Raw genomic sequence first — 12,218 nt, forward strand, 5'->3', positions numbered from 1 at the left:
ACATTGAAAAGATAGACGTCAATACATCTGGACATCTAAACTTCTTTGCGTATAGATTGAGCAAACGCGAAATAGCCGTTAAAATTATATGCTTTAGCGCGACAGCGTCGCAGACTGCGCCCTGTTCAACGCGGTACACTAGACAGATAATCGCCCAAATCGTGCCACGCCCGTTTTGAGCATGTTTAATTGATAAGAGGATTAAAGGTATCTCATGGCTGAATGGAGCGGCGAATATATCAGCCCTTACGCTGAGCACGGTAAGAAGAGTGAACAAGTAAAGAAAATTACGGTGTCCATTCCTCTGAAGGTGTTAAAAATCCTCACCGATGAGCGCACCCGTCGCCAGGTGAACAACCTGCGACACGCAACGAACAGTGAACTGCTGTGTGAAGCATTCCTTCACGCCTTCACGGGCCAGCCTCTGCCGAACGATGAAGACCTGCGTAAAGAACGCAGCGATGAAATCCCGGAAGCAGCGAAGGTGATTATGCGCGAGCTGGGGATAGATCCGGATACCTGGGAATACTAAATTCCATCCCGGATTTCAGATACAAAAAAGGCGCCGTAAGGCGCCTTTCTCATTTCCGGACGGCGAAAACTTATTTCGCGCCTGGGATGCTGAAACGCTTGTTGAAGCGGTCAACACGGCCACCGGTAGCAACGTCACGCTGTTTACCAGTGTAGAACGGGTGGCATTCACCACAAACGTCCAGGTTCAGATCGTGACCCGCAGTAGAGCGGATTTTGATAGAATTACCGCAAGAACAGTTGGCAGTAATTACGTCATATTTAGGGTGGATATCTTTTTTCATGGAAAACCTCAGGTCTAAGGCCGCGTCGCTCTTCCAGCCCTAACGCCAGACACCACGCGATGTTAATAAAGTAGGTTTATTCGAAGCCAAAACTGCGCATCAAAGGCGGCGAATCATACAGAATCCCGCAGGTGCTTGCAAACTGATCCGCAATTTCGCGAACACACAGTGTACACTATCTCGTCTTTTTTATCACCCCGGATGCTTTCATGCCTGTTGCTCACGTTGCCCTGCCGGTTCCACTTGCCCGAACTTTTGATTATCTGATCCCCGTGGGAATGCAGGTGGCGGCTGGCTGTCGCGTTATGGTGCCGTTCGGTAAACGCGAGGCGGTAGGCATTGTCGTTTCCGTGAGTGAAAAGAGCGAACTGCCTTTAAGCGACCTGAAACCTGTTGCGGATGTGCTGGACGGCGAGTCGCTATTTCCGGCCTCGCTGTGGCGCGTTTTGCTGTGGGCAAAAGATTATTACCATCACCCGATTGGCGACGTCCTGTTTCACGCGCTGCCCATCCTGCTGCGCCAGGGCAAGCCCGCTCACCATGCGCCGCTGTGGTACTGGTTCGCCACCGAAGAGGGCAAGGCGGTTGATATCAATAGCCTCAAGCGTGCGCCTAAACAGCAGCAGGCGCTGGCGGCGGTGCGGCAGAAAAATATCTGGCGTCATCAGGTCGGCGAAATGGACATCAGCGAGCAGGGTTTACAGGCGCTGCGCACCAAAGGCCTGTGCGATCTTAAAAGCTCAGCCCCGGCCACAATGGACTGGCGCGAGAACTATTCCGTGGCGGGTGAGCGCTTACGCCTGAATACCGAACAGGCCACGGCGGTAGGGGCAATCCACAGCGCGGATAAAGAATTTTCTGCCTGGCTGCTGGCGGGGATCACCGGGTCAGGCAAAACCGAAGTCTATCTCAGCGTGCTGGAAAACGTGCTCGCGCAGGGCAAACAGGCGCTGGTGCTGGTGCCGGAAATCGGCCTGACGCCGCAGACCATCGCCCGCTTCCGCGAACGTTTTAACGCCCCGGTTGAAGTGCTGCACTCCGGTCTGAACGACAGCGAACGTCTTGCCGTGTGGCTGAAAGCCCGCAGCGGCGAGGCGGCAATCGTCATCGGTACACGCTCATCTCTCTTCACGCCTTTCTGTCGTCTTGGCGTCATCGTTATAGATGAAGAGCACGACAGCTCTTACAAGCAGCAGGAGGGCTGGCGCTACCACGCCCGAGACCTGGCGGTGTACCGGGCGCACGCAGAAAACATCCCGATTATTCTGGGCTCGGCGACTCCCGCGCTGGAGACGCTGCATAACGTGCAGCTTGGCAAGTATCGCCAGCTGCGCCTGACAAAACGCGCCGGGAATGCGCGTCCGGCCACCCAGCAGGTTGTCGACCTGAAGGGGCAGCCGCTGAAGTCGGGCCTTGCCCCGGCGCTCATCAAGAAAATTGGCCAGCATTTACAGGCCGACAACCAGGTGATTCTGTTTCTGAACCGCCGGGGGTTCGCCCCGGCCCTGCTGTGCCACGAATGCGGATGGATAGCTGAATGCCCGCGCTGCGATCGCTATTTTACGCTGCATCAGGGCAGCCGCCAGCTGCGCTGCCACCACTGCGACAGCCAGCGCCCCATTCCCCACCAGTGTCCGGGCTGCGGATCTACCAACCTGGTGCCAGTGGGGATGGGCACTGAACAGCTTGAGCAAAGCCTGGCGCCGATGTTCCCCAACGTGCCGCTTTCGCGAATCGATCGTGATACTACCAGCCGGAAAGGCGCTCTGGAGCAACAGCTGGCGGAAGTGCATCGCGGCGGCGCGCGGATTCTCATCGGCACGCAGATGCTGGCGAAAGGTCACCATTTCCCGGACGTCACGCTCGTCGCCCTGCTGGATGTAGACGGCGCGCTGTTCTCAGCGGACTTCCGGGCCGCCGAACGCTTTGCGCAGCTCTACGTCCAGGTTTCAGGCCGCGCCGGACGCGCTGGCAAGCCGGGCGAAGTGGTGCTGCAAACTCACCATCCTGAGCATCCGTTGCTGCAAACCCTGCTGACTCAGGGCTACGATGCCTTCGCCGCTCAGGCGCAGGTCGAACGCCAGACGGTATTCCTTCCGCCGTTCACCAGCCACGTGATCTTCCGTGCGGAAGACCATAATAATCAGCAGGCGCCGCTTTTCCTTCAGCAGCTGCGCAATCTTCTCGAGTCCAGCCCCCTGCGTGATGAACAGCTGTGGATCATGGGGCCGGTACCGTCTTTACAGCCAAAACGCGGCGGTCGCTTCCGCTGGCAAATCCTCCTCCAGCACCCTTCGCGCGCCCGTTTGCAGCGCCTGATTAGCCATTCGCTGGCCCTGGTCAACACGCTGCCGGAATCCCGCAAAGTGAAGTGGATGCTGGATGTCGATCCGATTGAGGGCTAGCACAAGGCGGGCCCGTTATGCGAAGCGGATCGAAAAATTTATTACCCGTCACACTTTTAATGAAATTTCTGTAACCGGCGACATCAATATTCTGCTAAGAATGTGAACACGATCAGACATCAGGGAAGAGTCGAAGTCTGCGGAAGGCATGCGAGGAGAAGAAGTTGAAGCCGAAGAAGCAGGTTGCCAATGCAACCATGAAAGATGTTGCCGTCCAGGCGAAAGTCTCTACCGCAACGGTATCCCGTGCATTAATGAATCCCGATAAGGTGTCGCAAAGCACACGCAACCGGGTTGAACAGGCAGCAATAGAAGTTGGTTACCTACCGCATTCGTTAGGCCGTAACGCTAAACGCAACGAGTCGCGCACGATTCTGGTGATTGTGCCGGACATCTGCGATCCCTTTTTCAGCGAAATTATCCGCGGCATTGAAGTCACCGCGGCGGACCAGGGCTACCTGGTGCTGATTGGCGACTGCGCCCATCAGAATCAGCAGGAAAAGACGTTTATTGACCTGATCATCACCAAGCAAATCGATGGCATGCTGCTGCTCGGCTCACGGCTGCCTTTTGATGCCAGCCTGGAAGAGCAGCGCAACCTGCCGCCGATGGTTATGGCAAACGAGTTCGCCCCCGAGCTTGAGCTGCCGACGGTGCATATCGATAACCTTACCGCAGCCTTTAACGCCGTTTACTATTTACAGCAGCTGGGCCACGAGCGAATCGCGTGTATTGCCGGGCCGGAGGAGATGCCGCTTTGCCACTATCGCTTGCAAGGCTATGTTCAGGCGCTACGCCGGACGGGCATGACGGTCGATCCCCATTACATCGCGCGCGGTGACTTTACTTTTGAGGCCGGTGCCCAGGCGCTTGCGCAACTCCTGTCGCTCCCCGTGCCGCCTACGGCAGTCTTTTGCCACAGCGATGTGATGGCGCTGGGTGCGTTATCGCAGGCGAAACGCAGCGGCCTGCGTATTCCCGAAGATTTATCGATCATGGGCTTCGATGATATTGCCCTGTCGCAATTCTGTGACCCACCGCTAACCACCGTACAACAGCCGCGCTTCGATATCGGGCGGGAGGCTATGCTGCTGTTACTGGATCAGCTACACGGTGAAATAGTGAGCAGCGGATCGCGACTGCTGGACTGTGACCTTATCGAACGAGGCACCACCAGCGCACCAGGCATGAGAAAATGAACCGCTTTAGGACGCCCTCGTCTGGTCAAAGGGGCATCCCTTCAGTAACATGGCGGGCTGATAAACGAATAAATACAGCGAATCAATAGTGGCACAAAAAGATTATGTACGCCGCGGGCAATCGACAGGGACACGGCGCAAAAAGAGTACTTCCCGCAAAAAGCAACGTAACCTGCCATCCGTCTCACCGACTATGGTAGCCATTGCCGCCGCCGTGCTGGTGGCCTTTATTGGTGCTCTGTACTTCATTACCCATCATAAAAAAGATGAAAGTGAGGTCCTTCCGGGCCATAAGGTCACCGGCAACGGCCTGCCGCCCAAGCCTGAAGAGCGCTGGCGCTATATTAAAGAGCTGGAAAACCGCCAGCCGGGCGTGCTCAGCCCAACCGAACCTACCGCCGGTGGGGAAGTCCGCAACACGGACCAGCTCACCAGCGAGCAGCGTCAGCTGTTAGAGCAGATGCAGGCGGACATGCGCCAGCAGCCTACCCAGCTGAACGAGGTACCCTGGAACGAACAGACTCCGGCGCAGCGCCAGCAAACCTTGCAGCGCCAGAAGCAGATCCAGCAGGTACAGCAGCAAACTCAGCAGCAGCAGTGGAATACGCAGCAGCAGCGTGCGCAGCCTCGCGTAACGGAACAGCCTTACCAGCAGCCGCGTACCGTGCAGCAAACTCAGCAGCCTCGTCCCGTTCAGCAGCAGCCGCGCACAGCGTCCACGGCTCAGCAGCCGTATCAGGATTTACTGCAGACGCCGCCGCATAACACCCAGCAGCGTACAACCCAGTCCGCGACGCAGCCACAGCCTAAACCGGCCCCGGTAACGCGCGAGCCGGAGCCAGCAAAACAGACTGCGGCAGCGCCACAGGAAAAACCGAAGGATGAGAAACGCTGGATGGTGCAGTGCGGCTCATTCAAAGGCAGCGAGCAGGCCGAAACGGTCCGTGCGCAGCTGGCGTTTGAAGGGTTTGATTCACGCATTACCACCAATAACGGCTGGAACCGCGTGGTGATTGGCCCAATCAAAGGCAAAGAAAATGCGGACGGTACTCTTAACCGTCTGAAGATTGCTGGTCACGGAAACTGCATTCGCCTGGGCGGGGGTTGAAACCCCCAAATTCCCCCCCATCTATAATTGCATTCAGCCCTGAATTCGCTTCAGGGCACATATTCAGCTGATGCAATAAGGGGTCTGCTCGTGACAACAATAGTTAGTGTGCGCCGTAACGGCCATGTCGTAATCGGTGGTGATGGCCAGGCCACGCTCGGCAACACCGTAATGAAAGGCAACGTGAAGAAAGTTCGCCGCCTGTATAACGACAAAGTCATCGCAGGCTTTGCGGGCGGCACGGCCGATGCCTTTACCCTCTTCGAACTCTTCGAACGCAAACTCGAAATGCATCAGGGCCACCTGGTGAAAGCCGCCGTTGAGCTGGCAAAAGACTGGCGTACCGACCGCATGCTGCGCAAGCTCGAAGCGCTGCTGGCGGTAGCCGATGAAAATGCCTCGCTGATTATCACCGGTAACGGTGACGTGATTCAGCCAGAGGACGACCTGATCGCCATCGGCTCTGGTGGCCCGTATGCCCAGGCTGCGGCGCGCGCCCTGCTGGAAAACAGCGAACTGGGTGCACGCGACATCGTTGAGAAATCGCTGGGGATCGCCGGTGATATCTGCATCTACACCAACCATTTCCATACTATCGAAGAATTAGCGTCTAAGGCGTAAGGATCCCCCATGTCTGAAATGACTCCACGCGAAATTGTCAGCGAACTGAACAAACACATCATCGGCCAGGACAACGCCAAGCGCTCCGTGGCCATTGCGTTGCGTAACCGCTGGCGCCGCATGCAGCTGGACGAAGAGCTGCGCCATGAAGTGACGCCGAAAAACATTCTGATGATCGGCCCGACCGGCGTCGGTAAAACCGAAATTGCGCGCCGTCTGGCGAAGCTTGCCAACGCGCCGTTCATCAAGGTTGAAGCTACCAAGTTCACCGAAGTGGGCTATGTTGGTAAAGAAGTGGATTCTATCATCCGCGATTTGACCGATTCGGCGATGAAAATGGTGCGCCTGCAGTCCATCGAGAAAAACCGCTATCGCGCAGAAGAGATGGCGGAAGAACGTATTCTTGATGCGCTGCTGCCACCGGCCAAAAACAACTGGGGCCAGAACGAAACGGCACCAGAGCCCTCTGCGGCGCGCCAGGCATTCCGCAAGAAGCTCCGTGAAGGCGAGCTGGACGATAAAGAGATCGAAATCGATCTGGCCGCAGCCCCAATGGGCGTTGAAATCATGGCGCCTCCCGGCATGGAAGAGATGACCAGCCAGCTGCAGTCCATGTTCCAGAACCTGGGCGGCCAGAAGCAGAAGCCCCGCAAGCTGAAAATCAAAGACGCGATGAAGCTGCTGATTGAAGAAGAAGCGGCGAAGCTGGTGAACCCGGAAGAGCTTAAGCAGGACGCCATCGACGCGGTTGAGCAGCATGGCATCGTGTTTATCGACGAGATCGACAAAATCTGTAAGCGCGGCGGCAACAGCTCCGGCCCGGACGTGTCCCGCGAAGGCGTACAGCGCGACCTGCTGCCGCTGGTGGAAGGCTGCACCGTTTCCACAAAACACGGCATGGTCAAAACTGACCACATCCTATTTATCGCATCCGGTGCGTTCCAGGTGGCAAGCCCGTCCGATCTTATCCCCGAATTGCAGGGCCGTCTGCCGATTCGCGTGGAGCTTCAGGCGCTGACCGTTGAAGATTTCGAACGCATCCTGACCGAGCCAAACGCCTCCATCACCGTGCAGTACAAGGCGCTGATGGGTACCGAAGGCGTGAACATCGACTTTACCGATGACGGTATTCGTCGTATCGCCCAGGCGGCATGGCAGGTGAACGAATCCACTGAAAATATCGGTGCCCGTCGTCTGCATACCGTGCTGGAGCGTCTGGTGGAAGATATCTCTTACGAAGCCAGCGACCTCAGCGGCCAGTCCATCATTATTGACGCCGAATACGTCAGTAAACATCTGGATGAGCTGGTAGCGGATGAAGATTTGAGCCGTTTTATTCTATAATTGCGCACAACATCTCGAATCCATGCGAAAATGGAGGGCTTATGCCCTCCTTTTTTATTACTGGCATCCATAACAATGAACGATTCACACTCAGTAAGCACCACCCAGGCGTGGCTGGAAAGCTTACGCCCTAAAACGCTTCCTCTGGCCTTCGCCTCGATTGTCTGCGGCTCCGCGCTGGCCTACTGGCAGGGAGCCTTTGATTCCGCCGTGGCTCTGCTTGCCCTGCTGACCGCGGGTCTGCTGCAGATTCTTTCTAACCTCGCTAACGACTACGGTGATGCGGTAAAAGGCAGCGATAAAGAAGATCGTATTGGGCCGCTGCGGGGCATGCAAAAAGGTGTGATTACCCAGGCGCAGATGAAGCGCGCGTTAATCATTACCGTCGTGCTGATTTGCATCTCGGGCCTGGCGCTGGTGGCGGTGGCCTGCCGGACATGGGCTGATTTTGTCGGCTTCATGGTGCTGGGTCTGCTGGCCATTATCGCGGCCATCACCTATACCGTGGGCACCCGCCCATACGGCTACATGGGGCTGGGTGATATCTCCGTGCTGGTCTTCTTTGGCTGGCTGAGCGTGGCGGGAAGCTGGTATTTGCAGGCGCATACGCTGGCACCTCTGGTGTTCCTGCCCGCAACAGCCTGTGGCCTGCTGGCTACGGCCGTGCTGAATATTAATAACTTACGCGATATCGACAGCGATCGTGAAAACGGCAAAAACACCCTTGCGGTGCGCCTCGGGCCAGTACTGGCACGCCGTTATCACGTCTGCCTGCTGATGGGGGCGCTGCTGTGCCTCGCAGTCTTTAATCTTGTCTGGCTAAAAAGCATCTGGGGCTGGCTGTTCGTGCTGGCGGCACCGCTGCTTATCAGCCAGGCGCGCTATGTCGCACGTGAAACAACCCCTGCGGCCATGCGCCCAATGCTTGAGCGGACGGTAAAAGCGGCGCTGTTGATTAACCTGCTGTTTGCGCTGGGCGTGGTGCTCAGCACGGTCCATTTTTAGCTGATAAATATCAATTAACAATTGATGGTTTTGCCAACAGTTAACATTAAGCGATATACTGACAACTCCGGCAGCAGATGGACCTTAATCCTATGAAATATGATACTTCCGAGCTTTGCGACATCTATCAGGAAGATGTCAACGTCGTTGAACCGCTGTTTTCCAACTTTGGTGGGCGGTCGTCCTTTGGCGGGCAAATCATTACGGTGAAATGTTTCGAGGACAACGGGTTGCTTTACGATCTGCTCGAACAGAATGGCCGTGGCCGCATTCTACTGGTCGACGGCGGTGGCTCAGTGCGCCGCGCCCTGGTCGATGCAGAGCTGGCTCGCCTTGCGGCGCAGAACGAGTGGGAAGGCATTGTGGTTTACGGTGCCGTGCGTCAGGTAGACGACCTGGAAGAGCTGGATATCGGCATTCAGGCCATTGCGGCCATTCCGGTAGGTTCTACGGGTGAAGGCATCGGCGAGAGCGATGTGCGCGTTAACTTTGGCGGCGTCACCTTCTTCTCAGGCGATCATCTGTACGCCGACAATACCGGCATTATCCTTTCAGAAGATCCGCTCGATATCGAATAAGCCGATTCCGCATAGCAAAACGGGCGCCCCAGAGCGCCCGTTTTATTTTAAGCCTGAGCTTAAACTTCTTCCATCTTGCCCAGCAGCGCGTGTAAGCGCTCCTGCCAGACATGCTGTTGTTCTTTCAGAGAACTGTTCTCACGGATCAGCTCTTCGTGATTACCCTGCGCCTGCTGCACTTCCTGAGCCAGGCTGTTATTTTTTTCTTTCAGCTCTTCGATTTCCATCTGTAACAACGTGATAGTGTCAATCGCCTGCTGTACTTTCGATTCTAGTTTTTCAAACACTTCAAATGACATTCCAATCTCTCCTGAATTGCAAGGCGTTGATGGATGACTATCCTCGTCCCGGCCTGACCGGCGACGCCTTAATGAACATATGCGCACCACGCAGCGTTACCCGATTGTAAGTAGCGCAGCACGGCGTGTCCAGCGGCTTCCCGTGCTCATTGCGTTACAGGACGTTTTTAAGCATATGCTGAAAGTCAGCCGCCTTGTTAGCCTCTGGTTGTTAACAGCATGATTAACATTTCGCCGACGCTCCCCTGCCGATCCTGTGTGATAGTGCGCCTCTTTTAGCGCGTAAACGCGCATTTTCTTGACGTGACACGCAAAATTTAAGTTCGATATTTCTCGTTTATGTTCGTTAACGATAAATTAACACTATGCCTACACGGCATAAGGGTGGCATGGACGCTCAACTTACAATAATCACTAATTTTGCCTTCAGGACCCTACTATGAGTCAGACAGCTACTCCAACCTTAAAAGGCCAGTGCATCGCAGAGTTTATGGGCACCGCGTTGTTGATTTTCTTCGGTGTCGGATGCGTGGCCGCGTTAAAAGTGGCAGGCGCAAGCTTCGGGCAGTGGGAAATCAGCATCATCTGGGGGTTAGGGGTGGCGATGGCTATCTACTTGACCGCCGGAGTTTCCGGTGCGCACCTCAACCCTGCCGTCACCGTTGCACTGTGGCTTTTCGCCTGCTTCGAGCGCCGCAAAGTTTTGCCGTTTATTGTGTCCCAGATCGCAGGGGCGTTCTGCTCAGCGGCGCTGGTCTACGGCCTGTATTACAATCTTTTCCTCGATTATGAACAAACCCACCACATGGTACGCGGCAGCGTAGAGAGCCTTGAATTAGCCGGGATCTTCTCAACCTATCCAAACCCGCATATCAACCTGGTGCAGGCATTTGCCGTTGAGATGGTGATTACCGCAATTCTGATGGGCTTGATTCTGGCGCTAACCGACGACGGCAACGGCGTTCCCCGTGGGCCGCTGGCGCCGCTGCTGATTGGCCTGCTGATTGCGGTCATTGGCGCATCTATGGGGCCATTAACCGGCTTCGCCATGAACCCGGCCCGTGACTTTGGACCAAAACTGTTTGCCTGGCTTGCGGGCTGGGGCGAAGTCGCCTTTACCGGCGGCAAAGATATTCCTTACTTCCTGGTACCCGTTTTTGGCCCGCTGACGGGCGCGATATTAGGCGCGTTCGGGTATCGTAAATTCATTGGTCGTCACTTGCCGTGCGACGTTTGCGAGGATGCCGAAGAGAAAACGCAGGCCTCCTCGACGCAGCAAAATGTTTCTTAAGCTCCACTGACTTCAGGACAAAATTATGACCACAGAAAAAAAGTATATTGTCGCGCTCGACCAGGGCACCACCAGCTCCCGCGCCGTCGTCCTGGATCATGACGCCAATATTATCAGCGTCTCGCAGCGTGAATTTGAGCAGATCTATCCTAAGCCCGGCTGGGTTGAGCACGACCCGATGGAAATCTGGGCCACGCAAAGCTCAACGCTGGTAGAAGTGCTGGCTAAGGCAGACATTAATTCCGACCAGATTGCCGCCATCGGCATCACCAACCAGCGTGAAACCACCGTGGTGTGGGAGCGCGAAACCGGCAAGCCGATTTATAACGCCATTGTCTGGCAGTGCCGTCGTACCGCTGAAATCTGCGAGAAGCTCAAGCGTGACGGCATGGAAGAGTATATCCGCCACAATACCGGCCTGGTCATCGACCCGTACTTCTCCGGCACCAAAGTGAAGTGGATCCTCGACCACGTTGAAGGCTCCCGTGAGCGCGCTCGTCGCGGTGAACTGCTGTTCGGGACCATCGACACCTGGCTTATCTGGAAAATGACTCAGGGACGCGTACACGTCACGGACTACACCAACGCGTCACGTACCATGCTGTTCAACATTCACGAGCTGGACTGGGATGACCGAATGCTGGAAGCGCTGGATATCCCGCGCGCCATGCTGCCGGAAGCTCGCAAATCTTCTGAAGTTTACGGCCAGACTAACATCGGCGGTAAAGGCGGCACGCGTATCCCTATCGCGGGTATCGCAGGTGACCAGCAGGCGGCGCTGTTCGGCCAGCTGTGCGTGAAAGAGGGCATGGCGAAAAACACCTACGGCACCGGCTGCTTTATGCTGATGAACACCGGCGAGAAGGCGGTCACGTCCAGCCACGGGCTGCTGACTACGATAGCCTGCGGGCCACGCGGCGAAGTGAACTACGCTCTGGAAGGCGCGGTGTTCATGGCTGGCGCTTCCATCCAGTGGCTGCGCGACGAGATGAAGCTCATCAGCGATGCGTTCGACTCGGAATATTTCGCCACCAAGGTGAAGGACACCAACGGGGTCTACGTCGTTCCGGCGTTTACCGGCCTCGGCGCGCCATATTGGGACCCGTATGCCCGTGGCGCGATCTTCGGCCTGACCCGTGGGGTGAACTCTAACCACATTATTCGTGCCACGCTGGAATCTATCGCCTACCAGACGCGCGACGTGCTGGAAGCAATGCAGGCTGATTCGGGTATTCGTCTGCACGCTCTTCGCGTGGACGGCGGTGCGGTTGCTAATAACTTCCTGATGCAGTTCCAGGCCGATATTTTAGGCACCCGTGTAGAACGCCCGGAAGTGCGCGAAGTGACCGCGTTAGGCGCAGCCTATCTGGCCGGCCTCGCCGTTGGTTTCTGGGAGGATCTGAACGAGGTCAATGAAAAAGCAGTTATCGAGAAAGAGTTCCGTCCGGGCATCGAAACCACCGAGCGTAACTTCCGCTATGCCGGCTGGAAAAAAGCCGTTAAACGCGCGCTGGCCTGGGAAGAGCACGACGAGTCTTAAGCACTACTTTTCC

At 56.2% G+C, this 12,218-nt stretch carries 12 protein-coding genes; 10 read left to right on the forward strand and 2 right to left on the reverse strand.

Going from position 1 to position 12,218, the window contains the following annotated elements:
• Positions 1-214 precede the first annotated feature (214 nt).
• Entirely contained in the window at positions 215-532 is a 318-nt protein-coding gene (gene metJ / locus AAE045_RS20260) for a met regulon transcriptional regulator MetJ (protein ID WP_015960995.1), read from the forward strand.
• Positions 533-602: 70 nt separating this feature from the next.
• On the opposite strand, the gene rpmE is transcribed toward metJ, so the two are convergent.
• On the reverse strand, positions 603-815 hold the full coding sequence (gene rpmE / locus AAE045_RS20265) for a 50S ribosomal protein L31 (protein WP_121266173.1): 213 nt from the start codon (positions 813-815) through the stop codon (positions 603-605).
• A 209-nt stretch (positions 816-1,024) separates the two neighbouring features.
• On the opposite strand from rpmE, the gene priA reads away from it, so the two are divergent.
• The 7 genes from priA (at position 1,025) to rraA (ending at position 9,075) form a co-directional block, all read left to right on the forward strand.
• Positions 1,025-3,220, forward strand: a complete 2,196-nt coding sequence (gene priA, locus AAE045_RS20270) for a primosomal protein N' (RefSeq protein WP_455549243.1) — start codon at positions 1,025-1,027, stop codon at positions 3,218-3,220.
• Positions 3,221-3,384: 164 nt separating this feature from the next.
• Positions 3,385-4,419 (forward strand): DNA-binding transcriptional regulator CytR, encoded by a 1,035-nt coding sequence (gene cytR, locus AAE045_RS20275; RefSeq protein WP_455549244.1) that lies wholly within the window; start codon positions 3,385-3,387, stop codon positions 4,417-4,419.
• 88 nt (positions 4,420-4,507) lie between these two features.
• The gene (gene ftsN / locus AAE045_RS20280) at positions 4,508-5,527 is read left to right on the forward strand and encodes a cell division protein FtsN (RefSeq protein WP_455549245.1); all 1,020 of its coding nucleotides are present in this window, start codon (positions 4,508-4,510) and stop codon (positions 5,525-5,527) included.
• A 90-nt stretch (positions 5,528-5,617) separates the two neighbouring features.
• The gene (gene hslV / locus AAE045_RS20285; protein WP_455426239.1) at positions 5,618-6,148 is read left to right on the forward strand and encodes an ATP-dependent protease subunit HslV; all 531 of its coding nucleotides are present in this window, start codon (positions 5,618-5,620) and stop codon (positions 6,146-6,148) included.
• 9 nt (positions 6,149-6,157) lie between these two features.
• Positions 6,158-7,492 (forward strand): ATP-dependent protease ATPase subunit HslU, encoded by a 1,335-nt coding sequence (gene hslU, locus AAE045_RS20290; protein WP_455426240.1) that lies wholly within the window; start codon positions 6,158-6,160, stop codon positions 7,490-7,492.
• A gap of 75 nt (positions 7,493-7,567) precedes the next feature.
• Positions 7,568-8,497, forward strand: coding sequence for a 1,4-dihydroxy-2-naphthoate polyprenyltransferase (menA, locus tag AAE045_RS20295; protein ID WP_455549246.1), 930 nt, complete (start codon positions 7,568-7,570; stop codon positions 8,495-8,497).
• 92 nt (positions 8,498-8,589) lie between these two features.
• Positions 8,590-9,075, forward strand: coding sequence for a ribonuclease E activity regulator RraA (gene rraA, locus AAE045_RS20300; protein ID WP_455549247.1), 486 nt, complete (start codon positions 8,590-8,592; stop codon positions 9,073-9,075).
• Positions 9,076-9,134: 59 nt separating this feature from the next.
• Here the strand turns inward: rraA and zapB are convergent, their stop codons facing one another.
• Positions 9,135-9,374: a septal ring assembly protein ZapB gene (gene zapB, locus AAE045_RS20305; RefSeq protein ID WP_455426243.1), complete on the reverse strand. Its 240-nt coding sequence runs from the start codon at positions 9,372-9,374 to the stop codon at positions 9,135-9,137.
• A 439-nt stretch (positions 9,375-9,813) separates the two neighbouring features.
• On the opposite strand from zapB, the gene AAE045_RS20310 reads away from it, so the two are divergent.
• Positions 9,814-10,665 carry an MIP/aquaporin family protein gene (locus AAE045_RS20310; RefSeq protein ID WP_455549248.1) on the forward strand — a complete coding sequence of 284 codons (852 nt, stop codon included), beginning with the start codon at positions 9,814-9,816 and terminating at the stop codon, positions 10,663-10,665.
• 25 nt (positions 10,666-10,690) lie between these two features.
• Complete coding sequence (glpK, locus tag AAE045_RS20315) at positions 10,691-12,205, forward strand: glycerol kinase GlpK (protein ID WP_455549249.1); 1,515 nt, start codon at positions 10,691-10,693, stop codon at positions 12,203-12,205.
• The last annotated feature ends 13 nt before the right edge of the window (positions 12,206-12,218 follow it).

Source organism: Dryocola clanedunensis, from assembly GCF_038405435.1.
GTDB lineage: Bacteria > Pseudomonadota > Gammaproteobacteria > Enterobacterales > Enterobacteriaceae > Dryocola > Dryocola clanedunensis_A.

What these genes read in the sequence shown, in the direction of transcription:
- rraA (WP_455549247.1), top strand. Translation starts at nt 8,590, where the DNA reads ATGAAATATGATACTTCCGAGCTTTGCGACATCTATCAGGAAGATGTC.
- metJ (WP_015960995.1), top strand. Translation starts at nt 215, where the DNA reads ATGGCTGAATGGAGCGGCGAATATATCAGCCCTTACGCTGAGCACGGT.
- hslU (WP_455426240.1), top strand. Translation starts at nt 6,158, where the DNA reads ATGTCTGAAATGACTCCACGCGAAATTGTCAGCGAACTGAACAAACAC.
- menA (WP_455549246.1), top strand. Translation starts at nt 7,568, where the DNA reads ATGAACGATTCACACTCAGTAAGCACCACCCAGGCGTGGCTGGAAAGC.
- rpmE (WP_121266173.1), bottom strand. Translation starts at nt 815, where the DNA reads ATGAAAAAAGATATCCACCCTAAATATGACGTAATTACTGCCAACTGT.
- AAE045_RS20310 (WP_455549248.1), top strand. Translation starts at nt 9,814, where the DNA reads ATGAGTCAGACAGCTACTCCAACCTTAAAAGGCCAGTGCATCGCAGAG.
- priA (WP_455549243.1), top strand. Translation starts at nt 1,025, where the DNA reads ATGCCTGTTGCTCACGTTGCCCTGCCGGTTCCACTTGCCCGAACTTTT.
- zapB (WP_455426243.1), bottom strand. Translation starts at nt 9,374, where the DNA reads ATGTCATTTGAAGTGTTTGAAAAACTAGAATCGAAAGTACAGCAGGCG.
- glpK (WP_455549249.1), top strand. Translation starts at nt 10,691, where the DNA reads ATGACCACAGAAAAAAAGTATATTGTCGCGCTCGACCAGGGCACCACC.